The 25520-nt window shown below is 63.1% G+C and carries 19 protein-coding genes and 1 tRNA gene; 12 read left to right on the forward strand and 8 right to left on the reverse strand.

Going from position 1 to position 25520, the window contains the following annotated elements:
* Positions 1-44 precede the first annotated feature (44 nt).
* The 6 genes from pqqA (at position 45) to EP867_RS13455 (ending at position 4385) form a co-directional block, all read left to right on the forward strand.
* Entirely contained in the window at positions 45-125 is an 81-nt protein-coding gene (gene pqqA / locus EP867_RS13430; RefSeq protein WP_124966394.1) for a pyrroloquinoline quinone precursor peptide PqqA, read from the forward strand.
* A 33-nt stretch (positions 126-158) separates the two neighbouring features.
* Entirely contained in the window at positions 159-1085 is a 927-nt protein-coding gene (gene pqqB / locus EP867_RS13435; RefSeq protein ID WP_128490002.1) for a pyrroloquinoline quinone biosynthesis protein PqqB, read from the forward strand.
* Positions 1082-1861, forward strand: coding sequence for a pyrroloquinoline-quinone synthase PqqC (pqqC, locus tag EP867_RS13440; RefSeq protein WP_128490003.1), 780 nt, complete (start codon positions 1082-1084; stop codon positions 1859-1861). The genes pqqB and pqqC overlap by 4 nt, the downstream gene beginning before the upstream one ends.
* On the forward strand, positions 1858-2217 hold the full coding sequence (gene pqqD / locus EP867_RS13445; RefSeq protein WP_206616340.1) for a pyrroloquinoline quinone biosynthesis peptide chaperone PqqD: 360 nt from the start codon (positions 1858-1860) through the stop codon (positions 2215-2217). Before pqqC ends, pqqD begins: the two co-directional genes overlap by 4 nt.
* Before the next feature lie 78 nt (positions 2218-2295).
* Positions 2296-3468, forward strand: coding sequence for a pyrroloquinoline quinone biosynthesis protein PqqE (pqqE, locus tag EP867_RS13450; protein WP_128490004.1), 1173 nt, complete (start codon positions 2296-2298; stop codon positions 3466-3468).
* Between the two features lie 5 nt (positions 3469-3473).
* Complete coding sequence (locus tag EP867_RS13455) at positions 3474-4385, forward strand: alpha/beta fold hydrolase (RefSeq protein ID WP_206616341.1); 912 nt, start codon at positions 3474-3476, stop codon at positions 4383-4385.
* On the opposite strand, the gene EP867_RS13460 is transcribed toward EP867_RS13455, so the two are convergent.
* The 8 genes from EP867_RS13460 to EP867_RS13495 form a co-directional block, all read right to left on the reverse strand.
* Complete coding sequence (locus tag EP867_RS13460; protein ID WP_128490006.1) at positions 4363-6957, reverse strand: insulinase family protein; 2595 nt, start codon at positions 6955-6957, stop codon at positions 4363-4365. The two genes, EP867_RS13455 and EP867_RS13460, sit on opposite strands and share 23 nt — an antisense overlap.
* Positions 6958-7154: 197 nt before the next feature.
* Positions 7155-7229, reverse strand: a tRNA-Val gene (locus EP867_RS13465).
* A 12-nt stretch (positions 7230-7241) separates the two neighbouring features.
* Positions 7242-7538: a hypothetical protein gene (locus EP867_RS13470; RefSeq protein WP_128490007.1), complete on the reverse strand. Its 297-nt coding sequence runs from the start codon at positions 7536-7538 to the stop codon at positions 7242-7244.
* 147 nt (positions 7539-7685) lie between these two features.
* On the reverse strand, positions 7686-10094 hold the full coding sequence (lon, locus tag EP867_RS13475; protein WP_128490008.1) for an endopeptidase La: 2409 nt from the start codon (positions 10092-10094) through the stop codon (positions 7686-7688).
* 141 nt (positions 10095-10235) lie between these two features.
* Positions 10236-11006: a squalene/phytoene synthase family protein gene (locus tag EP867_RS13480; protein WP_164888868.1), complete on the reverse strand. Its 771-nt coding sequence runs from the start codon at positions 11004-11006 to the stop codon at positions 10236-10238.
* A gap of 131 nt (positions 11007-11137) precedes the next feature.
* Entirely contained in the window at positions 11138-12757 is a 1620-nt protein-coding gene (gene cimA / locus EP867_RS13485) for a citramalate synthase (protein ID WP_128490010.1), read from the reverse strand.
* Positions 12758-12914: 157 nt separating this feature from the next.
* Positions 12915-15755 carry an excinuclease ABC subunit UvrA gene (gene uvrA, locus EP867_RS13490; protein ID WP_128490011.1) on the reverse strand — a complete coding sequence of 947 codons (2841 nt, stop codon included), beginning with the start codon at positions 15753-15755 and terminating at the stop codon, positions 12915-12917.
* Between the two features lie 199 nt (positions 15756-15954).
* Positions 15955-16728 (reverse strand): 3-hydroxybutyrate dehydrogenase, encoded by a 774-nt coding sequence (locus EP867_RS13495; protein ID WP_128490012.1) that lies wholly within the window; start codon positions 16726-16728, stop codon positions 15955-15957.
* A gap of 251 nt (positions 16729-16979) precedes the next feature.
* Between EP867_RS13495 and EP867_RS13500 the strand changes: the two genes are divergently transcribed.
* From EP867_RS13500 to dusA, 6 genes are all read left to right on the forward strand, one after another.
* A complete protein-coding gene (locus EP867_RS13500; protein ID WP_128490013.1) occupies positions 16980-18809 on the forward strand; it encodes an extracellular solute-binding protein in 1830 nt (609 codons plus the stop codon).
* A 99-nt stretch (positions 18810-18908) separates the two neighbouring features.
* Positions 18909-19025 carry an entericidin EcnA/B family protein gene (locus EP867_RS13505; RefSeq protein ID WP_128490014.1) on the forward strand — a complete coding sequence of 39 codons (117 nt, stop codon included), beginning with the start codon at positions 18909-18911 and terminating at the stop codon, positions 19023-19025.
* Positions 19026-19048: 23 nt separating this feature from the next.
* Positions 19049-19753, forward strand: a complete 705-nt coding sequence (locus tag EP867_RS13510) for a helix-turn-helix transcriptional regulator (RefSeq protein ID WP_128490015.1) — start codon at positions 19049-19051, stop codon at positions 19751-19753.
* Positions 19754-19810: 57 nt separating this feature from the next.
* Positions 19811-21439: an alpha-D-glucose phosphate-specific phosphoglucomutase gene (locus EP867_RS13515; protein ID WP_128490016.1), complete on the forward strand. Its 1629-nt coding sequence runs from the start codon at positions 19811-19813 to the stop codon at positions 21437-21439.
* Between the two features lie 577 nt (positions 21440-22016).
* Complete coding sequence (locus EP867_RS13520; RefSeq protein ID WP_164888869.1) at positions 22017-23909, forward strand: nucleoside-diphosphate sugar epimerase/dehydratase; 1893 nt, start codon at positions 22017-22019, stop codon at positions 23907-23909.
* 564 nt (positions 23910-24473) lie between these two features.
* Positions 24474-25472, forward strand: coding sequence for a tRNA dihydrouridine(20/20a) synthase DusA (dusA, locus tag EP867_RS13525; RefSeq protein ID WP_277749365.1), 999 nt, complete (start codon positions 24474-24476; stop codon positions 25470-25472).
* Positions 25473-25520 lie beyond the last annotated feature (48 nt).

The raw sequence follows: 25520 nt of genomic DNA on the forward strand, positions 1-25520 counted from the left end.
CACCAACCCCGCGCCTGAAACGCGGCCCAGTGGAGGATACCATCATGGCATGGACCAAACCGACGATCGCTGAAGTTCCGGTCAGCATGGAAATCAACATGTACGCCTGCGCAAAGCAGAAGTAATGTTGCATTGCTGCAGCCTTCGGGGCCGACTGAATGCTTAAAGTCATCGTTCTGGGGGCTGCAGCAGGCGGCGCTCTGCCGCAATGGAACTGCCGCTGCGCGGTCTGCGCAGAGGCCTGGACGCGGCCTGAGATGCACGACACTCAGGTCTCTCTCGCGGTCTCGGCCGATGACGGGCAGCACTGGTTTTTGATCAATGCCTCTCCCGATATCCGCGCCCAGATCCTGACCACGCCGCAACTGCACCCGCGCGAAGGCCATCTGCGTCACAGCCCCATCGCCGGGGTGTTTCTGACCAATGGCGAAATCGACGCGATCACGGGTCTTCTGTCACTGCGCGAGGGTCAGCCCTTTGGTCTTTACGGCCACCGCCGCGTGCTGGAGACCCTGGCCTCAAACTCGGTGTTCAACGTTCTGAACCCTGAGCGTGTGCCGCGACATGAAATCACCCTGGGCGAGGTCTTTGAGCCTGCCCTGCCCGACGGCAGCCCCTCGGGTCTGCTGGTTGAAGCCTTTACCGTGCCGGGCAAACCGGCCTGGTATCTCGAAGGCACTCCGGAAGGCGAGGGCCATTCCGTGGGCGACACCATCGGACTGACTCTCTCGGACCGCGCCACCGGCAAGCGTGCCCATGTGGTCCTGGCCTGTGCCGCCATGTCCCCCGCGCTTGAGGCCCGCCTTACCGGGGCGGATCTGGTCTTTTTCGACGGCACCCTCTGGCGCGATGATGAGATGATCCGCGCAGGCCTGGCGCAGAAGACCGGGGCCGGCATGGGGCATGTCTCGATGTCGGGACAGACAGGCAGCATGGCCCTGCTGCGGGGCCTTGGCATTACCCGTAAAGTCTTTGTTCACATCAACAATTCCAACCCTGTCTGGCTTGAGGATTCGCCCGAGCGCGCCTCCGTTGAGGCAGAGGGCTGGATCATCCCCCGCAAGGGTCAGGAGTTCACCGCATGAGCGCGACCGGGATCTATACCGCTGAGATCATTCCCGAACCGCAGGAGCCGCTGGACAGCCCTGAGGCCATGGAACGCCGCCTGCGCTGGATCGGGGCGACGCGCTATCACAGCCTGCACCCCTTCCACCACCTGCTGCACGGCGGCAAGCTGAACAAGGGTCAGGTTCAGGCCTGGGCGCTCAACCGCTATGCCTATCAGTCGATCATCCCGATCAAGGACGCCGTTGTCCTGTCGCGCTTCCGCGACCGCGAAACCCGCCTTGAGTGGCGCCACCGCATTGAAGACCACGACGGCATCGCCGGAGATGAGGGCGGGATTGAGCGCTGGCTGGTGCTGACCGATGGCCTTGGCCTCTCGCGTGACTATGTGGAATCGACCCGCGGCATCCTGCCCGCCACCCGCTTTGCGGTTGAGGCCTATGTGCATTTCGTCCGCGACCGCTCGCCCCTTGAGGCGATTGCCTCCTCGCTGACGGAACTCTTCGCCCCGAATATCCACCGTGAGCGCATCGCAGGCATGCTGAAGCATTACGACTTCATCAACCCCGATGTGATGGTCTATTTCAGCCGCCGCCTGAACCAGGCGACCCGCGATGCGGAGTTTGCCCTGAAATACTGCCTCGAGCACGCGAAAACCCCTGAGCAGCGCCAGCAGGTCTGTGACGCCCTGGCTTTTAAGACCGATGTGCTCTGGGTGCAGCAGGATGCGCTTTATCAGGCCTATGTGAACGGCATGGTGCCGCCGGGTGCCTTTGTTCCGGGGCGTGACGGATGAGCGACGAAAAGACCCCCGAGACCGCAAAAGAAACCCCGGTCTGGCGCCCCTCAGTGGCGCCGGTGCGGGCTATGGTCACCGCGGACAGCCGCCCGCGCCTGCCGCGCCATGTCGTGCTGCGCCATGATCCGGCCCGCGACCGCTGGCTGATCCTGGTGCCTGAGCGCGTGCTGATTCCTGAGCCGACGGCGGTGGTTTTGCTGCAGGAAGCCGACGGGAAACGCACCGTCTCTGAGATCGCCGCGCATCTGGCGCAGACCTATGCCGCCGATCCGGCGGTGATTGAGGCCGATGCCATTGAGATGTTTCAGGATATGTCCGACCGCGGCTTCCTGACCCTCGTGGCCGAAGGCTGAGACCTGAAAAGCACTGCCAGGGTCGGGCGAGACCGGCGGCGGCAGTGCTGAAGAGATAGATGTGAAGGAGTTACCGGGATGGACGAAATCCTTGCACAGGACGAATTCGCCCTGGTCACCCGCAAGGGCGACAGCGCAAAGGCAGATTACGGCATTCCGCTGGCGGTGCTGGTGGAACTGACCCATCGCTGCCCGCTGCAGTGCCCCTATTGCTCCAACCCGGTTGAGCTTGAGGCCTCGGGCAAAGAGCTGACGACCGAAGAATGGCTGCGCGTCATTGATGAGCTGGCCGAGATCGGTGTGCTGCAGATCCACTTCTCGGGCGGTGAGCCCACGGTGCGCAAGGACCTCGTGCAACTGGTGCAGCGCGCGCATGACGTGGGGCTCTATTCGAACCTCATCACCTCGGCTGTCATGCTCAGCCGCGAGAAACTGCAGGCCCTGGCGGATGCGGGGCTGAACCATGTGCAAATCTCGGTTCAGGGCGCCAATGCCGCCATGGCCGACCGCGTCGGCGGTTTTAAAAACGGCCATGCCAAAAAGCTGGAGGTCGCGGCCTGGGTTCATGAAATGGGCCTGCCGCTGACGGTGAATGCGGTGATGCACCGCCAGAACCTGCCGCAACTGCCTGAGATTATTGACCTTGCGCTGCAACTGCGCGCCCAGCGGCTGGAAGTGGCCAATGTGCAGTACTACGGCTGGGCGCTGAAGAACCGCGCCGCTCTGATGCCGACCCGCGATCAGATGGACACCGCCACGGCCATCGTTGAAAGCGCGCGCAGCCAGCTCCATGGCATTATGGAAATCGACTATGTGATCCCCGATTACTATGCCGAGCGTCCGAAGCAATGCATGGGCGGCTGGGGGCGGCAGTTCTTCAATATCTCGCCCGCCGGTAAAGTTCTGCCCTGCCATGCGGCGGAATCCATCACCGGGCTTGAGTTTGACTCGGTGCGCGGCAACAAATCGATCCGCTGGATCTGGGACAATTCCGAAGCCTTTAACGCCTATCGCGGTACCGGCTGGATGCCCGAGCCCTGCCAGTCCTGCGCCTTCAAAGAGGTCGACTTCGGTGGCTGCCGCTGCCAGGCCTTTGCGCTGACCGGAAAGGCCGGCAATACCGATCCCGCCTGCTCCAAATCGCCCCATCACAAGCGCATCTTTGAAGCGGCACTGGAATCCGCCGGTGGCAGCGACAGCTTTATCTACCGCAATTTCTCCGGTGGCACCCCGGAGCCGGAAAAGGCCTGAAGCCCTTGTCAGAGCGCAGCTTTTTCTTTGACGCAGGCGAGGGGCACAGCCTGCATGTTGCGCTTTTCGGAAATCCCGGGGGCGTTCCGGTGGTCTTTCTGCATGGCGGTCCGGGCAGCGGCTGCAACCCCGGGCAGCGCGCGCTTTTTGATCCCGATCGCCATTTCGTCGTCTTCGTCGATCAGCGCGGCGCGGGCAAAAGCCTGCCGCCGCGCTCTCGCCACGCCAATACGACCGCTCATCTGATCCGCGATCTTGAAGCCCTGCGCCAAGATCTCACTCTCCCGCGCTGGCTGGTGGTCGGCGGGTCATGGGGCACGACTTTGGGGCTGGCCTATGCCCAGGCCCATCCGGCGGCCTGCCTTGGGCTTGCTCTGCGAGCCGTCTTTCTTGGGACGCGGGCAGAGCTGGAGGCGGCCTTTGTCACGCGGCTTTCGACCTTTTATCCGGACCTCTTCGCCGCCCTGCTCGCCCGCGCCGGTCAGCAGGCCCCGCTTGAAGCGATCTGGCGTCAGATCCTGGACCCCGATCCGCAGGTCCATCGCTCTGCTGCCTTCCTGTGGTATGATATCGAGCGCGCTCTCTCTGAACTCCGGCCCGCGTCAACGACCCATTCCCTGCGTGCTGCGGATGCGCCCCTTCCGGCTACGCCCTTTATGGAGGCCTCCTATTTCCTGAACGACTGCTATCTGCAGCCGGGGGAACTTTTGGAAAATGCCGGAAAACTGGCGGGGATACCGGGGATTTTGCTGCAAAGCCGCTATGATCTGCTCTGCCCGCCCTCCGGCACGGCCGCTCTCGCCGCGCGCTGGCCAGAGGCGGAGCTGCGGTTCGTGGAAGTCGCAGGTCACAGCGTATCAGAGCCGGGGGTCACTGCCGCATTGCGTCAGGCGATCAGAGATCTGAGTGAAGTGTAAAAAGACCTGGCCGGGTCTTTAAGGCGACCATCAGGCTGTCTTTCGGGCCGAAAACCACCACCCTCGCCGTCTGTAACGCCTCGTGAAGATCTTCTGCGCTGCGGATCAGATCTTCGCTGGTCAGCGCCTGGAGGCGGCTCAACTCTGCCTGAGCGGCGCCCCAGGGGGCGGATCCGCTGATGCGGGCGCGCAGCACCTCGGTCAGAACCTCATGGGGTCCGGGCGGGGTCAAAAGCTGGCCTGCCGCCCCGATGCGGCCGCGCTGCAACAGATCGGCCGAGAGCGAAGGGCGGATCGCCGCCACCGCCCCGCGCAGCAGATCAAGGCTGCGCAGCAGATGCGGATCCCGCGCGGTAAAGATCGCAGCCTCACCGGTTGAGGACAGCTCACAGCGCAGCCCGTAAGCCCCGCCCGCGCCGCGAATTTCCGGCCAGAGAAAGGCGGCTTCCCCTGCCCTGAGCAGGACCCGCGCCGCCGCAGGATCGGCAGCGCGAAACCCAAGGCCCACCGCATGAAACGGCACCGGAAGCGCAAAGCCATCTCCGGCCCCAGGCTCCGGCAGGCAGAGGGGAGGGTGATACGAAGCCACGCTCAGCGCCGAAAGCCTGGCCTGCAGATCCGTCAGCACGGAGAGGGCAATGCCGGTTCCGGCAAGCCAGACCGGCCCGGAGAGAGGGACCGGGCCGTCACCCCTTGAGGGCTGCAACAGCATCCCCGGCCCCGCATGGGCATCTTCAAGCCGCGCCTCAGCCGAGAGACCGGCACGCAGGCGCAGGCCGATCACCGTCTGCGGCCGCGAGATCATCAGGCTCCGCAGACCGGGGGCCGGATCAACTCCGGCAAGCGATCCATGGCCCGCCAAAGCACCCGGCAAGGCGCGGATACATCTGAGCATCTCCTCCGGCAGAGCGCTCAGATGCAGCCAGATCACGCCCCGGCCACCGCAGGCACCGGCCCGGACCTTCAGAGCGCGGGCGTTTTCGGCCAGAAGATCGTGACGGGCCAGCGCCTGCGCGAGGGCCGCTGCCTGGGCGGCCAAAGGCTGATAGCCCTCAGCCCCGGCGAGGAAAGCGATGCAAAGCCGCGCCAGCCTGCTCTCATCCCCTGTGACAAGCCACGCATGGCCCGCGCCTTCAATCTCCGGCACCGGAATCCGGTCCGGGATGCCATCCGCCGGATGATCCAGGCGCAGGGGCCTGAAGGGCAATGCCCGTCCGGCCGGGGGATCGGATGGCCTTTGCGCAGCAGTCCTTTCCGGCACCAGCGCGACCCGGCTGTCAGGCCCCTCCGGCCGGAAGATCTTTTGCATCGCTGCGATGACCTGTCGATGCGCCTCCTCCGGCCTCGCAAGCAGCGCCTGCAGCTTCCGCCCGATATCCAGATGCGCGAAAGGATCGCCGCCGTTCAGCCATGGCGCCAGCAGCGGATCAAAGACCAGCAGCCCCTGCGGTCGGCGCGGTGTCACATCCTCATCATACCAGACCGCAAGCGCATGGCGGAGGGCCGCCGCCACCGCCGATGACCTGACCTCCTGCGACAGATGTTTCAGGCCTGCGATCTGTTGCGGATCAGGCGCGTCCGCAAAAGCCAGCGTCAGGCAGGGATGCGCCATATCGCGCGAAAGCGCCGTTGCCTGGCCCTGGACCAGGCCGGGCATCCGGCGCAGCAGCGCAGCCGGCCCGGTCAGCAGCAGACTGTCGAGCAGAGGCAGAAGCTCCGGCACAATCTCCGGCGGCAGCCGCCAGGCCAGACCAAAGAGCCTGCGCCCGGAGGCGTGAGGGATCTCGCTTAAACGACGGGGACCACCCGGTCGCGCAGGCGGCATCGGGACACCCTGTTCCCGCGCCTCCCGAAGGCCGATGTCAATCGCCTCCAGTGCCGCCGCCTCCCCACCCCAAAGCGTCATCCAGGCGTTCTGCGGTGTAAAGGCTCTCTGGTGAAAGGCCCGAAGCTGGTCCGGTGTCAGCTTAAGAAGCTCAGCGGGATCACCGCCCTGATTAAAAGCCCCGTCCCCGCCGCCCAGAACGGCTGAGCGCAGCGCCAGGGCGAGGGCTGCCTCAGCCGAGGAGAGATAATCCCGCATCTCGCTGAGAATGACCCCGCGCGCCGGGCCGTCCGCCTCCGGCCGGTCCCAGGCCTCCTCCCGAAAGGCCCCGGAGGCGAGGTTGGGGTTGAAGACCAAATCGCTGAGCACCCGCACCAGCGGCGTAAGCCCGGCAGGGGTCGGAGAGGCCACGTGAAACGTCGTGTAATCCGGGCGGGTTGAGGCGTTGAGAAAACTCACCATCCCCGCCTCAGTCAGCGCCGGATAGAGCGGATCCGCCGGATAGCGCTCAGAGCCACGAAAGATCAGATGCTCAAGCACATGGGCCGCGCCCCGATCGTCGCGCAGCCGGGTGGGAAAGCTGATGGTAAAGACAGGCTCGGGGTGTGGTTCCGGCACCCAGAGCAGACGCGCGCCCGTGGCCCGGTGCCGCAAAAGCTGCGCCAGCCCGCGGTCGGTGCGGCGCGCAGCGGGAAGATCAAAAGCGGGATGCGCTGCGCGCTGCAGCGGGGCGTCATCAACAGGCATGGCCCGGCAGCATAGAGAGGTTCACGCAGAGCTGCCAGAGGTCAGCGGTTCCGGTCTGCCGCTTGCCCGAGCACAGAGATCTCCCGGGGCCATGGTGCAAAAATCAACCGGGCATCGGGACGCCGCTTAAAGGAGAGAATAAGACACCCCTGAAACGCAAAAGGCCCCGGTAATCCCGAGGCCTTTCAACGTATCTGTGGTGGGCGATAACGGATTTGAACCGCTGACATCTTCGATGTGAACGAAGCGCTCTACCGCTGAGCTAATCGCCCGATGAGGGGTGTTTAGCTGCTGGCTTCGGGGGGCGCAAGAGGGGCGTCGGATTTTTTTTCGTTCCTGGGACGAAGTTTAATCACCAGGCCGCCGTTTTTGTTGCGGGTGACTTTGCCCGCACCAAGACCGGGCAGAACAAAGGCCTCACCACGTTCAAAGACATCGGCAAGCTCACCCAGCACCGCCTCCGTCGCGAGACGTGCTTCTGCACGGCGCAGGCCACTGCGTGCCGCCACCGCCGCAGCAAAAGGGCCGGCCCGCAGTTTCTGCGCAGACCTGCTCTCTGACGGTTTTTCCTCATCACTCATTGCCACTCTCCGCTTCACGGCGCCGCTCTGCACAGGTCGGACCTGATCTGACAGCGGGCACTATGCCTGCCACCGCGTGAAAAGTCGTTAACGTAACCGGCAACCGCGCAACAAAAAGCCGCCCCGAAGGGCGGCTTTTCGAGATCTTTAGTGCGCCGTACGGGTCTCGGCGTTACGGGCCGCCTCAATCCGGGCGAGGGCTGCGGCTTCTTCCGCGGCCTCATCCCATTCGATCGGCTCGGGCTTGCGCACGAGGGCCAGGTCCAGCACCTCGCTGACATGGGTCACCGGGATGATCTTCAGACCCGCCTTCACGTTCTCCGGAATCTCCGGCAGATCGCGGGCGTTTTCCTCCGGGATCAGCACGGTGGTGATGCCACCCCGCAGCGCCGCCAGAAGCTTCTCTTTCAGACCACCGATCGCCATGGCATTGCCACGCAGCGACACTTCACCGGTCATGGCGATGTCTTTACGCACCGGAATACCGGTCAGCACCGAGACGATCGAAGTCACCATGGCCAGACCCGCCGAGGGGCCATCCTTCGGGGTTGCCCCATCGGGGACGTGAACGTGAATATCGACCGCATCGAATTTGGTCGGCTTCACCCCGATCTTCGGCGCAATCGAGCGGACATAGCTCGACGCGGCCTCAATCGATTCCTTCATCACGTCACCGAGTTTCCCGGTGGTCTTCATGCGGCCCTTGCCGGGCAGCTTCAGCGCCTCAATGTGCAGGAGATCCCCACCCACCGAGGTCCAGGCCAGACCCGTCACCACGCCAACCTGATCTTCCTTTTCGGCCAGACCGTAGCGGAATTTCTTCACGCCCAGCATGTCTTCCAAGTTCTCAGGCTCAACCGATACCGCCTTGGTCTTCCCCTTCACGATCTCGGTCACGGCCTTACGGGCGAGCTTTGCAACCTCCCGCTCCAGGTTCCGCACGCCCGCTTCGCGGGTGTAATAGCGGATAACGTCATTCAGGCTCTCATCCGAGACGCTGAATTCGGTCTTTTTCAACCCATGCGCCGTGGTCTGCTTGGGCAGCAGGTGACGTTTGGCGATCTCGCGCTTTTCATCCTCGGTGTAACCCGAGAGCGAGATGATCTCCATACGGTCCAGAAGCGGCCCCGGCATGTTGTAGCTGTTCGAAGTGGTCAGGAACATGACATTCGACAGATCGTATTCCACCTCAAGATAGTGGTCGACGAAGGTCGAGTTTTGTTCCGGATCCAGCACCTCCAGCAGGGCCGAAGCCGGATCCCCCCGGAAATCCTGCCCCATCTTGTCGATCTCATCGAGCAGGATCAGCGGATTGGTGGTTTTCGCCCTCTTCAGCGCCTGAATGATCTTACCGGGCATCGAGCCGATATAGGTCCGGCGGTGACCGCGGATCTCAGATTCATCACGCACGCCGCCCAGCGAGATGCGAATGAACTCGCGCCCCGTGGCTTTGGCCACAGATTTGCCCAGCGAGGTTTTACCCACGCCCGGAGGCCCAACGAGGCACAGGATCGGACCTTTGAGTTTCTGCGAGCGGTTCTGCACCGCCAGATATTCAACGATCCGCTCTTTGACCTTTTCCAGACCATAGTGATCGGCGTTCAGAATATCCTCGGCCTTGCCAAGGTCTTTCTTCACGCGCGAGGTCACACCCCAGGGCACGCCCAGAATCCAGTCGAGATAGTTGCGCACGACGGTCGCTTCCGCGCTCATCGGGCTCATCGACTTCAGCTTCTTGATCTCGGCATCGACCTTTTCACGGGCCTCCTTCGAGAGCTTCGTGTTCCGGACGCGCTCCTCCAGCTCCTGGATCTCGTTCTGGCCATCCTCGCCGTCACCGAGTTCCTTCTGGATCGCCTTCATCTGCTCGTTCAGATAGTACTCACGCTGGGTGCGCTCCATCTGCGATTTGACGCGGGATTTGATCTTCTTCTCGACCTGCAGCACGGACATTTCGCCCTGCATATGGCCGTAAACCGCCTCCAGGCGCTCAGCCACATCCAGCGTCTCCAGGAGAAGCTGTTTCTGCGCCACCTGAATGCCCAGATGCCCGGCCACCAGATCGGCCAGACGCGCGCTCTCGCGGGTCTCAGCTACGGCCGCCAGCGCCTCTTCGGGGATGTTTTTGCGGATCTTGGCGTAGCGCTCAAATTCTTCCGAGACCGTGCGCACCAGCGCCGTGACCAGTTCTTCCTCACCCGGAAGCTCGGTCAGCGGCTCGACACGGGCCTCAAAGAAGACGTCGTTTTCAACAAACTCCGTGATGGCCACGCGGGTGCGGCCTTCAACCAGCACCTTCACGGTGCCATCGGGAAGTTTCAGCAGCTGCAGCACATTGGCAAGCACACCCACACGGTAGATGCCATCGGCCTTTGGGTCATCCACAGTGGGATCGATCTGGGACGACAAAAGGATCTGCCGGTCTTCCGACATCACCTCTTCCAGCGCCCGCACCGATTTCTCGCGGCCCACAAAAAGCGGCACGATCATATGCGGGAAAACCACGATGTCACGCAGCGGCAGCACCGGGTAGCTGGGGGAAAGAACTTCGCTCATCATCGTTCCTTGTCTGGCAGGAAGCCCAGGCCCCGAGACATTCGGCAACCGGGTCTCCCCCTCTCGTATGCTCAGTAGATGGGAGCCGCAGGGGGGGCTGTCAACCGCCCCGCCCCTCGCGGCCTGATCCCTGATTAATATTTACCATCGCCCTGTCAGGGCCCGAAAGGCAAGACCGCCGCGCCGCTTATACTCCGGCAGGACCAGCTGCCCTGCGGCCACCCGCCCGGGCTCACGCCGCGCAAGATCCAGAAGCCCCCCCGCCTGCCAGCCGGTCAGCAACGCCGGCAGCGCCGCCTCAGACACCGCAGCACGCTGCCCCCGCGCCTCTGCCAGCATCAGAAGGCCGCGTTCAGCCAGCCGCCGAACACCGGCCTCATTGCCCTCAGGCAAAGGCCAGCGCCCGCGCGCCTCCAGCTCAGGCACCGAGCGAAACCACGAGGAAAGGGCCGCGGCCGTCCCGAACTGCGCAACCACCGACAGATCCCCTGTCGCCCCCGCCAGCCGGGCCGCCACGCGCATCAAAACGCCCCCCGTCTCTCCCAGATGCGCAAAAAGCGCGTCATCCTCCTCAAAAGGCTCAGACCAGACATCCCAGCTGCGCGCCGCCACAATCCGCACCAGATCCGCACAGATCTCCGCCTCACCGGCAAGATATCCGCAGGCCTCCAGCACCGGATGGCCCTGGACGCCACCGCCCGCCCCCAGCCGCTCCAGCGCATCGGCCCACCACTGCAACCGCATCTCGCAGACCAAGGGCTCCCGGCTCACCCAGGCCGCCCGCCCGATCTCAAGGTTCAGCGCATAAAGCGGATAGAGCCGCGCCTGAACCGCCTCAGGAAAGCCCCGCAGCACCAGATGGCGGTCCGGGTCCTGGGCGCTGACACGTTCGATGCAATGGGCAAGGCTCATCGGCCGGATACTCGCTCTCAGATCAGGGCGCTTCCTGACCATGCGGCCCCGGCAGCGTCAAGTCATCTTTGGCTTTTAAAAATACTCGCGGGCGGGGTCCGGGGAGGGCAGCCGGCCCTCCCCGGTCTGCCTTACCCGACACGCACACCGTCGCGGATCAGCTTCCAGGTGATCGCATCCAGAAGCGCGGTGAAAGAGGCATCAATCAGGTTGGCCGAAACCCCGACGGTCGACCAGCGGTTGCCCTGCCCGTCCTCGCTGTCGATGATCACCCGGGTGATCGCATCCGTGCCGCCCTGGGTGATGCGCACCTTAAAATCCACGAGCCGCATGTCATCAATGCTCACCTGATAAGGCCCCATATCCTTGCCAAGCGCCCGCGCCAGCGCGTTCACCGGCCCGCGATCGGCGGCATCACCGTCAAAGCTCTCCGAGACCGACAGCACTTTGCGATCCCCGATCTTCACCACAACCACCGCCTCTGAGACAGAAACCATCTCATCATAGCGGTTGCGACGCCGCTCCACGATCACGCGGTAGCGCTTGACCTCGAAGAACTCAGGCAAAAGCCCAAGCTCGCGCCGCGCCAGCAGCTCAAAACTGGCCTGAGCGCCGTCATAGGCATAGCCCTGATCCTCACGCTCCTTCACCACCTCAAGGATCCGCGCCAGCCGCGGATCTCCCGCCGCCACCTCAATCCCGGCCTCGGCCAGCCGCGCCCGCAGGTTCGACTGCCCGGCCTGGTTCGACATCGGGATCACCCGCGCATTGCCCACCGCCTCAGGCGGGATATGCTCATAGGTCGAGGGGTCTTTCAGAATGGCACTCGCATGCAGCCCCGCCTTATGCGCAAAGGCCGAAGCCCCGACATAGGGCGAGGACCGCAAAGGCACCCGGTTCAGAATATCATCAAGCCTGCGCGAAATCCGCACCATCTGCGGCAGGGTCTCCGCCGCCACATTGGTCACAAACCGGCTGGCATAGGGTTCTTTGAGCAAGAGCGTCGGGATCAGCGTGGTCAGACTGGCATTGCCGCAACGCTCGCCCAACCCGTTCAGCGTGCCCTGGATCTGCCGCACGCCCGCATCCACCGCCGCCAGCGAACAGGCCACCGCATTGCCGGTGTCATCATGGCAATGGATCCCCAGACGATCGCCGGGAATGCCCGCCGCAATCACCGCCTGAACAATCAAAAACACCTCCGCCGGAAGAGTGCCGCCATTGGTGTCGCAAAGCACAATCCAGCGCGCCCCCGCATCCCTCGCCGCCTTCAGGCAGTCGAGCGCATAGGCCGGGTTCGCCTTCCAGCCATCAAAGAAATGCTCAGCATCAAAAAGCGCCTCACGCCCCTTCGCCACCAGATGCGCCACGGAATCCCGGATTGCGCTCAGGTTCTCCTCAAGGCTGACCCCAAGCGCAGTGGTCACATGAAAATCATGGGTCTTTCCCACCAGACAGACCGCCGGTGTGCCCGCATTCATCACCCCCGCCAGCACATCGTCATTTTCCGCCGAGCGCCCGGCGCGTTTGGTCATGCCAAAGGCGGTAAACACCGCCCGCGTCTGCGGCCGCGCCTCAAAGAAATCGCTGTCGGTCGGATTGGCCCCCGGCCAGCCGCCTTCGATATAATCCACCCCGAGCGCATCGAGCGCCTGCGCAATCTGAATTTTCTCCGCGACCGAGAACTGCACGCCCTGGGTCTGCTGCCCGTCGCGCAGCGTGGTGTCATACAGATAGAGCCGCTCCGTCACGCCTCACCCTCCTCTGGCAGCCGGACCCCGAAGGCACCCGGCGGCTGGCCTCTCAAAGCTGAGGGAGTAACCGCCCGCGCGGGGAAGTTCTATGCGAAAATGTCCCAAAGATGTGCCCTGACGCAGGATTGCTGCGCCAGGGCAGGGAAAATCAGACTTACCGCGCCAGAAGCGGCGCGAGATAGCGCCCTGTATGGCTGTCGGGATTGGCGGCAATCTCCTCGGGCGTGCCACTGCCCACGACAATGCCACCGCCCGCACCGCCCTCGGGGCCGATATCGATCACCCAGTCAGCGGTCTTCACCACATCAAGGTTATGCTCAATCACGACAACCGTATTGCCCTGATCCACCAGCGCGTGAAGGATATCGAGAAGCTTCCGCACATCCTCAAAATGCAGTCCCGTGGTCGGTTCATCCAGGATATAGAGCGTCCGCCCCGTCGAGCGCCGCGAGAGTTCTTTCGCCAGCTTCACCCGCTGCGCTTCCCCGCCCGAAAGCGTCGTCGCCTGCTGGCCGATCTTGGCATAGCCCAGACCCACCTGGTTCAGCGCCACCATCTTATCGCGGATCGCCGGCACCGCCTGGAAGAACTCAGCCCCCTCCTCGCAGGTCATATCAAGAATATCCGCGATGCTCTTGCCCTTGAACTTCACCTCCAGGGTCTCGCGGTTATAGCGCTGCCCCTTGCAGGTCTCACAGGTCACATAAACATCCGCCAGGAAGTGCATCTCAATCTTGATGACGCCGTCGCCCTGACAGGCCTCACAGCGCCCGCCTTTGATGTTGAAGGAAAACCGCCCCGGCTTATAGCCCCGCGCCTGAGCCTCCGGCAGACCGGCAAACCAGTTGCGGATCGGATCAAATGCCCCGGTGTAGGTGGCCGGGTTCGAGCGCGGCGTCCGCCCGATCGGGCGCTGGTCAATATCGATAACCTTATCGAGATGCTCAAAACCGGTGATCGCTTCACAGGGCGCCGGGGTTTCCCGCGCGCGGTTCAGCTTCACGGCCGCGTTTTTATAAAGCGTCTCAATCGTCAGCGTCGACTTACCGCCCCCCGAAACCCCCGTCACACAAACGAATTTTCCAAGCGGAAAATCCACCGTCACATCGCGCAGGTTGTTCCCCGAAGCCTTATGAACGGTGACCTTTTTCCCGTTCCCCTTGCGGCGCTCTTTTGGCACCTCAATGCGGCGGCTGCCCTTCAGATAGGCGCCGGTCACGCTGGCCTCATTGGCCATGATCTCAGCAGGCGTGCCATGGGCCACGACCGATCCGCCATGGACCCCCGCCCCTGGCCCGATGTCAAAGACGTAATCTGCCTCGCGGATCGCATCCTCGTCATGCTCCACCACCAGAACGGTGTTCCCGGCATCGCGCAGGTTCTTCAGCGTCTCCAGCAGCCGGTCATTGTCGCGCTGATGCAGCCCGATCGAGGGCTCATCGAGCACATAAAGCACCCCCGTCAGCCCCGAGCCGATCTGGCTCGCCAGCCGGATCCGCTGACTTTCGCCCCCGGACAGCGTCCCCGAAGCCCGGCTCAGCGTCAGATAATCAAGACCCACATTAACCAGAAACCCAAGACGCTCGCGGATTTCTTTTACAATCGCCCGCGCAATCTCATGCTTTTGCACCGAAAGCGTCTCCGGCACGCCCTCGATCCACTCCAGCGCACCCCGGATCGACTTCGCCACCACCTCGCCCACGTGATGCCCTGCGATCTTCACCGCCAAAGCCTCGGGCTTCAGACGATGACCGCCACAGGCCCCACAGGCGCGGTTGTTCTGATAGCGCTCCATCTCTTCGCGCGACCAGGCGGAATCGGTTTCCCGGTAGCGGCGCTCCATATTGGGGATGACCCCCTCAAAACTGCGCGTCACCTGATAGATCCGCCCGCCCTCATCATAGCGGAACGGGATCTCCTCGCCCTGCGAGCCAAAGAGGAACAGGTTCTGCACCTTTTCCGGCAGATCCTTCCACTTCTTCTTCATGTCAAAGCCGTAGTGCTTCGACAAAGCCTCAATGGTCTGCACGAAATAAGGCGTCTTTGATTTCGCCCAAGGGGCAATCGCCCCCTTCAGAAGCGTCAGGGTCTGGTCCGGCACAATCAGCCGCTCATCAAAGAAGAGCTCCATCCCCAGGCCGTCGCAAACCGGACAGGCCCCCAGCGGCGCGTTGAAGGAAAAGAGCCGCGGCTCAATTTCCGGAATGGTGAAGCCCGAAACGGGACAGGCAAATTTTTCCGAAAAAACCAGCCGCTCGCCCTCCCCCTCCGAAGGCGCTGTCTCCAGAACGGCAATCCCATCGGCCAGGTTCAGCGCCGTGCGCATGGAGTCCGCCAGCCGCACCTCAAGCCCCGCGCGCACGACAATGCGGTCCACGACGACATCAATGTTGTGCCGGAACTTCTTATCCAGCTCCGGGACCTCATCGATCTCATAAAACTGCCCGTCAATCTTCAGCCGCTGAAAGCCCCCCTTGCGCAGCTCAAGGATCTCTTTCTTAAACTCGCCCTTCCGGTCGCGCACCAAAGGCGCCAGCAGATAGCCCCGCGTGCCCTCCGGCAGGGCCATGACCCGGTCGACCATATCCTGCACCTGCATGGCCTCAATCGGCAGGCCCGTGGCGGGGCTGTAAGGCACCCCCACCCGCGCGAACAGCAGACGCAGATAGTCATAGATCTCGGTCACCGTCCCCACGGTCGAGCGCGGGTTCTTCGAGGTGGTCTTCTGCTCGATGGAAATCGCCGGGCTCAGGCCCGAAATCCGGTCGACATCCGGCTTTTGCTGCATGTCGAGGAACTGCCGTGCATAGGCGCTCAGGCTCTCCACATAGCGCCTTTGCCCTTCGGCATAGATCGTGTCAAAGGCCAGCGAGGATTTCCCCGAGCCCGACAGCCCGGTGATCACCACCAGCTGGTCGCGCGGGATATCAACATCGATGCCCTTGAGATTATGCTCACGCGCACCACGCACCTCGATGAACTTCTGCTCGGCCATCATCACACCCCGGGAATCCTGATCCGCTCAGAGATAAGCACAAATGGGCGCAGCGCAACCGCGAAAAGTGAACAAATAATGAACTAAAGCTCCGAACATCCTGCCGCAGCCCGTCACTTTGGCTTTTAAAAAATACTCCGGGGGTGAGCGGCGCACCCGCGCCGCGAGGGGGCAGCGCCCCCTCTCCCCTCCCTTCGCCTCAAAGCGCCGTCCAGCCACCGTCGACCGAGATGACTGTCCCCGTGATCTGATCCGCCGCGGCCGAGCACAAAAAGGCTGCCGTCCCGCCCACCTGCTCCACTGTGGCAAAATCCCCCGAGGGCTGGCGCGCCAGCATGACCTTGCGGATCACCTCTTCGCGTGACATGTCGTGCACTTTCATCTGATCGGGGATCTGCTTTTCCACAATCGGCGTCAGCACATAGCCCGGGCAGATCGCATTGCAGGTGATCCCCTGGCCCGCAACCTCCAGGGCGGTGGTTTTCGACAGACCGATGATGCCATGTTTGGCCGCGACATAGGCCGATTTAAACGGCGAGGCCGTCAGCCCATGCGCCGAGGAGATATTCACCACCCGCCCCCAGCCCTTCGCCCGCATCCCCGGCAAAGCGGCCGCTGTGGTGTGAAAGGCCGAAGTCAGATTGATCGCGATGATGCTGTCCCACCGCTCCGTCGGAAATTCGTCGATCGGTGCGACATATTGGATGCCGGCATTATTGACCAGAATGTCGCAGCCCCCCGCCAGCCCGACGAGCGCACGGGCCTCCTCCGCCTTTGACATATCCGCGCGGATATAGCGCGTGCGGATGCCAAACTCCGCAGCCAGCTGATCAGCCAGGGCATGATCTTCCGCGCTGTCGGTAAAAGAGTTCAGCACCAGATCGGCCCCGGCGCGCGCCAGCTCGCGGGCGATGCCAAGCCCGATCCCCGAGGTGGATCCCGTCACCAGCGCCGTTTTTCCCTGCAGTCCCATAGATGCCTCCTCAAGCTCACGGCAGGGAGAATACCGTGACCGGGCAGCACCGCCAGCGGGAAATAAAAAAACGCCCGCACGAGGCGGGCGCAAGTCTTGAGGCAGGTTTCATACAGGCAAGAAACCTATCGAGCAGTGCTTAACATATACGCTCCAAACGCACGGATTCCAACCCAAAAGTTTGCGAAGCCGCGTTTGGGTCGGTATCAGGGGCGCAGGAGCCTCAGCGGCTCGGGTGAAAAGGGGTGACTATGGCGGGCAAAATCCGGAAGCGACTTGCGATTGCCGCGTTTTTCTCTCTGTTCACGGCGGCTTACCAGCCTTTGTTCGCAGAGGAAAGTGGCTCTGACGGCTGGCGTCACGGCCTTGCAATGCACGGCGAACCCGCGCTTCCCCTTAATTTTAAGGCGCTCCCCCAGGTCAACCCTGAGGCCCCGAAGGGCGGCACTCTGGTCATGGGCGAAGGGGGCGGCTTCGATTCCCTTAATCCGTTTTCAACGAGGGGGCGAGCCTCGGCCTGGATTACGCCGCTGACGGTTGAAACCCTGATGGCGCGGGCCTGGGATGAGCCCTTTTCGGTCTATGGTTTATTGGCCGAATCAGTCCGGACGGATGCGGAGCGGACATACGCAGAATTTACTCTGCGTGAGAATGCGCGATTCGCGAACGGATCGCCCGTCACCCCCGAGGATGTGATCTGGTCGTTCCACGCCCTGGCAGAGGCGCATCCGCGCTATCTCACCGCCCACAAAAAGGTGGCCGGCGTGCGCATCACCGGGCCGCGCAGCCTGCGCTTTGACTTCACCGCCCCCGACCGCGAACTGCCGCTGATCCTTGGCCTGCGCCCGATCCTGAGCCAGGCCGACTGGCAGGGACGCGATCTGACCGCCTCGGGAATGACCGCCCCGCTCGGCTCCGGCCCCTACCGCGTGGACAGCGTGGACCCCGGCCGTTCGATCACCTTCCGCAAACGCGCGGACTGGTGGGCGAAAGACCTGCCCGTCATGCGCGGGATGCATAACCTTGACGAAATCCGCGTCGAATATTTTACCGACAGCTCCGTGATGTTTGAGGCCTTCAAGGCTGGTGCCCTCGATGTCTACCGCGAGCATCAGGCCGCGCGGTGGCGCTCGGGCTATGATTTTACCCGCGTCACTTCCGGCCAGGTGGTGAAATCCGAGATCCCCCACCAGCGGCCCGCCATGATGACGGGGCTCGTTTTCAACACCCGCCGCCCCCTCTTCGCTGACGTCCGTCTGCGCCAGGCGCTGATCGAGAGCTTCGGCTTTGAGTTCATCAATCAGACGCTCAACGGCGGCACTGAGCCGCGGGCAGGCTCGTGGTTTTACAATTCTGATCTGGCGATGCCCCCCGGCCCGGCCTCACCTCAGACGGAAAACCTGCTTGCGCCCTTCGCAAAGGATCTGCCCGCAGATGTGCTGGGGGATCTGCGCCTGCCCGCCTCAGACGGCAGCGAGGCGAACCGGGCCGGGCTTCGCCGGGCCATGGCGCTTCTCGAAGATGCCGGATGGCAGGTGCAGGACGGAGAGCTGCGCAATGCCGATGGCATCCCGTTCCGCTTTGAGATCCTTCTGCCCATGGGCAATGCCGAGATCCGCGCCGCCGCCACCATCTGGGCGCGCAGCCTGAGCCGCCTTGGCATCACCGCGCAGATCCAGGCCGTTGATGATGCGCAGATGACCGCCAGGCTGCGGGATTTTGACTTTGATATGACGACACTTCTGCGGGCAAATTCCCTCAGTCCGGGCAATGAGCAGGTGCTTTACTGGGGGTCGGCCAATGCCGATGCGCCGGGCAGCCGCAATGTCGCAGGCGTGAAAAGCCCTGCGGTGGACGCGCTGATCACGCAGATGCTGACCGCAACCACCCCGGATGATTTCCGCGAGACGGTCCGCGCGCTGGACCGCGTGCTGATGGCCGGGCGCTATGTCATTCCGCTGTGGTTCGCCGACCGCTCCCGCCTGGCGCATGACAGCGGGCTTGGCTATCCCGCAGACCGCCTGCCGGTCTATGGCGATGCTGCGGGCTTTCTTCCCGATCTCTGGTGGCGCAACCGCTGATCTTTCCCCTCAGGGGATTGGACCTCTGCCACCGGGGCATGCTATAAAACCCTCTGATAACACCGGCATGAAGGCCGGGGACAACCGCAGGCAAAGCAGATGAAATTACTTATTCTCGCCACTCTCGCCGCCCTGACCCTTGCAGGCTGCAATACCATTGAAGGCGTGGGCCATGACATCTCGGGCGGCGCGCGCCGCGTGGGCACCTGGTTCTGACCCCCTGATCCGGAGCCGCCGCCATGAGTGCGGAAAAACCCGTCCGCAGGACGGATCGCCTTTATGATCTGATCCAGATCCTGCGCGACGGGCGGCTCCACCGTGCCTCAGAAATGGCCGATCGGCTTCAGGTCTCAACCCGGACCATCTGGCGTGACATGGCGACCCTTATGGCCTCGGGCCTGCCGGTCGAGGGCGAGCGCGGCATCGGCTATGTGCTGCGCGCGCCGATCACCCTGCCCCCGATGATCCTTTCGGGCGATGAGATCGAAGCCCTGCGCCTGGGCGTGCGTCTGGTGGCCCAGGGCGACGACCCGGCGCTGGCCCGGGCGGCCCGCTCGCTCGCGGGCAAATTCGCCTCCGTCACCCCCGCCCCCGGCAACCCCGAAGACGACGAACTTTTCGGCGTCTCGGCCCGCGCCTCAGAGCGCGCCCCGGTGCATCTTCCCCTTCTGCGCGAGGCGATCCGCAACCGCGAGCGCGTCACCATCACCTATATCGAGGCCGATGGCTCTGAGAGCCACCAGGACATCCGCCCGCTGGAGATGGATCTCACCGGCCGGGTCTGGACCCTGACCGCCTGGTGCGAGCATCGTGCGGGTTTTCGCTCGCTGCGTATCGACCGCATCGTCGCACTGACAGGCACCGATGAGACCTTCCCCCGCGAGCCCGGACGCGAGCTTGCGGATTTCCACGCAAGAGAGACGGCTCTCCCCGATGAGCCGTGACATTGGCTCTCAAGCCCGCCACACTTCTTTCGCACTGCTGTCAGCAACGGATATCCCATGACCGGCACTTTCATCACCGCAGGCCCCTTTGAGGGGCAGAAACCCGGCACCTCGGGCCTGCGCAAAAAGACCGCGCAGTTCAGCGCGCCGCATTATCTGGAGTGCTTCATCCAGGCCACACTGACGGCCGTCGGCGCAAAGGGAAAGACCCTGGTGCTGGGCGGTGACGGCCGGGCCTTCGGCCGCGAGGCGGCGGCGATCATTCTGCGCATGGCCGCAGCCAATGGTGTGGCAAAGGTCATCGTCGGGCGCGACGCGCTTTTGTCGACCCCGGCGGCCTCGCATCTCATCCGGCTCCACGGTGCAGATGGCGGGATCATCCTCTCCGCCAGCCATAACCCGGGCGGCATGGATGGCGACTTCGGCGTCAAATACAACATCGCCAACGGCGGCCCTGCCCCCGAAAGCGTCACAGCCGAGATCCACGCCGAAACCCTGCGCCTGAGCGGCTATCGGATCAGTGCCACCGCCGCGCCGGATCTGACGCAGGAGGGCAGCCACCGCCTGGATGATATGCTCGTTGAGGTGGTGAACCCGGTGGCAGATTACGCCGCACTGATGGAAAGCCTGTTCGATTTCAAAGCGATCCGCGCGATGTTCGCCGCCGGTTTCACGATGAAATTTGACGCCATGTGCGCTGTGACCGGCCCCTATGCGGTCGAGATCCTTGAGCGGCGTCTGGGCGCGGCCCCCGGCACGGTGATGAATGCAACGCCCCTGCCCGATTTCGGCGGGATGCACCCCGATCCGAACCCGACCTGGGCTGCGGATCTCTACGGCCTGCTGATGGGCCCGGATGCCCCCGATTTCGGCGCAGCCTCTGACGGCGATGGTGACCGCAATATGGTGGTCGGGCGCGGCATCTATGTGAACCCTTCAGATTCTCTGGCCGTTCTGGCAGCCAATGCCCATCTGGCACCAGGCTATGCGGGCGGGCTGAAAGGCATCGCGCGTTCGATGCCCACCTCCACGGCAGCGGACCGCGTGGCAAAAGCCCTTGGCATTGAGGCGCATGAGACGCCGACGGGCTGGAAATTCTTCGGAAATCTGCTCGATGCGGGCCGTATCACCCTCTGCGGCGAGGAAAGCTTCGGCACCGGCTCAGACCATGTGCGCGAGAAAGACGGCCTCTGGGCGGTGCTTTTGTGGCTCAATATCCTGGCCGTGACCGGGCGCAGCGTGCGGGAGCTGATGGAGGATCACTGGCAGCGCTTCGGCCGCACCTTCTACTCACGCCATGACTATGAAGCCCTTCCCGTCGCCCCCGCTGAGGCGGTGATGGCCGGTCTGCGCCAAAGCCTCTCCGGCCTGCCCGGAACGGTCGTCGGTGACACCTCGGTGACCTTGGCCGATGACTTCGCCTATCACGATCCGGTCGACGGCTCGGAAAGCCGCTCCCAGGGGCTGCGGGTGGTTTTTGCCAATGGGGCCCGCTTTGTGCTGCGCCTCTCGGGCACCGGGACCGAAGGCGCAACGCTGCGGCTTTATCTCGAGCAGCACAGCGACTCCCCCGCTGATTTTGCCCGCGATCCGCAGGAGGCGCTTTCGGCCGTCATCGCCGCCGCCGATCAGCTGGCTAAGATCACCAGCCTGACCGGCCGCCCTGCAGCCGATGTCGTGACCTGACTTTTGGGCCAGGGGCGGGGCCATGACCTTGTTGTGCAACCCGCCCCGGCAAGGTCTCACGCATGGGAGGTGACCGGTAAAGCGTCCCTTAAGGGCGAAGCCTGAAGCCGTCCGCTCTCGCGCAAAGAACCGGCAATCCCCCACTGACGCGTTGAGCCTGCATGGCTCAACGCTGACCTGTTGCGACAGCGTCATGGCGTCATGCGCGGGGCGACCCGCCTGCCTTTCCCGGGTGCCGCGATGCAGCCCGTGACTTTTCCACACTTCTCAGAAGGCAGAAAACCCTGCCATCAACTGTCAGGCTGACGAACAGCACAGATCTCAGATTTCCGGGCACCGGAGAGTGCCTGGCGCGCCGCTACAACCCCAACGGGATACCTCTGCCCTAACACCACCTTAACCCTTCATTAAGTCTCAGCGCCTATTCTGAGACGGTGTCAGAGATGAGCCTTCTGAGGGTGGTTGATTTGGGGTATCAGGGACAGTGCAGGCGGTGATGCACAGCATGCTGAACAGTCTGCTGTCACTTTCACGGGGGCGGAAACGGGCGCTGCAGGTGCTTGCGGATGCCCTCCTTATGACCGTCAGCTATGGAACTGCTCTGCTGTTGCGGATCGGTGATCCGGCGGCACTGGCCGTTCAAAAAAACTGGCTCGCCTTCTCCGTCGCGCTTCCGGTCTCCCTCTTCGTCTTCGTGCGTCTGGGATTTTACCGTGCGGTAATCCGCTACGTGGGAACGCGGGCTGTGATCACCATCACAACCGGAGTGGTTCTGAGCAGCCTTGCCATGGGCGCGGCTCTCGTCGCTTTTCAGGTTCAGGTGCCGCTTACCGTGCCTGTCATCTATGCTCTATGCGCCTTCATGACGGTCGGGGGCGTGCGCTTCGCCTTTCGTGCGCTCTATCTGCGCGGCAACAGCCGGTCGCGCATTCGGGTAATCATTTACGGGGCCGGACAGTCCGGGCGCCAGACCGCACAGTCTCTGCGCGACGGGGCGGATTTCAATCCTGTGGCTTTTGTCGATGACAATCCCGAGTTATGGGGCGCCACGCTGAATGGCCTGCGGGTCTTTCGAAGCGAAGACCTGCCGAAACTCATCCGCGATTATCAGGTCGGGCGCCTGCTCCTGGCGATTCCTTCTGCCTCAGCAGGCGCGCGCGCGCAGATTTTGCGCAGGCTCGATCACATACCGATCCATATTCAGACACTTCCCGATATGGATCAGATCCTGCGTGGCCGCCATCGTCTGGGCGATGTGACGGATGTTCCGGTGGAAGATCTTCTCGGGCGGGACGTGGTGCCGCCGGACCCCGATCTGATGGATATTGATATCAGAGGCCGCGTCGTGATGGTGACGGGGGGCGGGGGCTCCATCGGATCAGAGCTTTGCCGCCAGATCCTGCGCCAGCAGCCCCTTGAGCTGATCCTCGTGGATCAGTCGGAATATGCTCTCTACGCCGCCGGTCAGGAGTTGCGCCGCCTTGCGCTTCATGAAGGCGCTGGCCTGCGCATCACCCAATGCCTCATGTCCGTCTGTGATCGTGAGGGGCTTGAAAAGCAGATGCGCCTGCGGGGTGTCGAGACGGTCTATCATGCCGCTGCCTATAAGCATGTCTCGCTGATCGAAACGAATCCATTCCCGGCGGTTAAGAACAACGTCTTTGGGACACTGGCCTGCGTGCAGGCCGCCGCTGCCGCCCAGGTGAAGAAATTCGTCCTTATCTCAACGGATAAGGCGGTCAGGCCAGCCAGCATCATGGGGGCCACGAAACGCGTGGCAGAACTGATCTGCCTAGCTGAGGCTGCCACTCCCGGCGCGATGCGCATTGCGATCGTGCGGTTTGGCAATGTGCTGGCCTCCTCCGGCTCAGTGGTGCCGCTGTTTCGGCGCCAGATTGCGGCGGGCGGTCCGGTCACGGTGACGCATCCGGAGGTGACGCGCTATTTCATGACCATTCCCGAGGCGGCGCAGCTTGTCATTCAGGCCGGTGCGATGGCGCGGGGGGGGGGGGGGGGGCTCTTCCTTCTCGATATGGGGGAGCCGGTGAAGATCGTTGATCTTGCGCAGCGGATGATCCGCATAGCCGGCCTGCGGCCGATCCTGTGTGAAACCGTCCCGGAGGCTGGTCTCCCGATGGGGAGCCTTGCGATACGCTTTACCGGCCTCACGCCCGGTGAGAAACTGCATGAAGAACTTCTCACGTCCGGGGAAGCCACACCAACGCGGCATCCGCGCATCCTGAACAGCCCCGAAGCTTTACCAGACAGTGTATCGCTGAAAAAATTTCTCCAGGCCCTTTCAAGGTGCACTGCATCTGAGGATCTGGTGACCCTTCAGCATCTGCTGCACGACGAGCTTATCGGATACGGCGCTCTTCGACCACCGCCGAGATCGCCCGGCATCCCGCGCGATCGCTCTAAAGAGAACCACGGCAGGAGCAATCCACTCTTCAAAGAGGCATTTTCATAGACTTCAGGTTCCAGGGTGAAGGAATTGGGGGGCACGAGCCTGACATCCTGATCCAGGGTGGACTCTCTGCCTTGCGGTGCTCCCAGGATTGTGGATCGGACCCAATAAAAACGGCTGCCGCCGGGCTTGGATAAAACCCGCTCGCAACAACAATGACACTTCTTCAGTTGGTCCTTAGGCACCCATAACCTTTTCAGGCGCATCTTCGCGGATGCAGGATAACAATTTTTACGCTGCTGAGAGGAAACCCTTAGCGCCTTCTTCTTTCTCTGTCGCGCATCCCCCCTGGCTTGCGGGAGGTGGTGTGACGCTGGCGAAGGCATTCCTTACAGGGTGTATGGCGATTCACCCCTCTGACCCAGGTGTGGCGCGGACATCAGCTTCAGGCATCTGATCAGGCTGACCGGGCCAGGCCGGGTCTGGCGCAAGCTGGTCGCACACCGATCAGGAATCTGCTAGAGGTCGCGCAATCACATCCGGAAACCTCGGCAAATACCTCTGAGACAGAGCGATATTTGACGAAAACTGCTACAGGACCCGTTGAGCGGGCGTTGGGTTAGACCGTTGGAAAAAAATACGAATAATGCCTTCCGCTTAAGCATTGCACCCATGATGGACTGGACCGACCGCCATTGTCGGGTGTTTCATCGTACCCTGTCACGGCGGGCTGAGCTTTACACCGAAATGGTTACAGCGCAGGCGGTCATTCATGGGGACCGCGACCGGCTCCTCGGCTATGAGGCTGAGGAGCATCCGGTGGTTCTGCAGCTTGGCGGCTCGGATCCGGCGCTGCTTGCCCAGGCCTCGGCGATCGGCGCGGATTATGGCTATGATGCGATCAACCTCAACTGTGGCTGCCCCTCCGATCGCGTCCAATCCGGCTGCTTTGGCGCGGTTCTGATGGAAAAGGCCGATCTCGTAGCAGAATGTGTCGCGGCGATGCGCGCGGCCCAGCCGCGTCCGGTGACAGTCAAATGCCGCATCGGCGTTGATGATCAGGTGGCAGAGGAGGTGCTTCCGGCCTTTCTTGAGACGGTCTCCTCTGCCGGGGTCAGCCACTTTGTGATCCACGCCCGCAAGGCCTGGCTGCAGGGGTTAAGCCCCAAGGAAAACCGCGAAATTCCGCCGCTGAACTATGAGCTGGCCTATGCGATGAAGCGTGCTTTTCCGCAGCTTGAGCTTTGCCTCAACGGCGGCGTTGCCTCGCTTGATGCGGTGCCCGCGCATCTTGAGGCGGGGATGGACGGGGTGATGATCGGACGTGCGGCCTATCACGATCCGGCGAATGTTCTGCTCGGTGCGGACAGCCGTCTTTGGGGCGATGAGGACCCGGTCAAGACCGCTTATGAGGCCGCAGTGGCCATGCGTCCTTACATCGCAAAGCATCTCGAGGCGGGCGGGCGTCTGCACCACATCACCCGCCATATGCTGGGGCTGTTCACGGGCCAGCCCGGCGCGCGCGCCTGGCGGCGGCTTCTCTCTGAAGCCGGTGGCCGCCGGGAGGCGGGGCTGGCGGATTACGATGCGGCCCTCGCACGGCTGGACGCCTCAGCCGCCGCTTAACCCCCGAACGGACCCGTCTTTGCGGCGCGCCCCGGCACGCGCCGCTTT

The sequence above is a fragment of the Falsigemmobacter intermedius genome (assembly GCF_004054105.1).
In the GTDB taxonomy this organism is placed as follows: Bacteria; Pseudomonadota; Alphaproteobacteria; order Rhodobacterales; family Rhodobacteraceae; genus Wagnerdoeblera; species Wagnerdoeblera intermedia.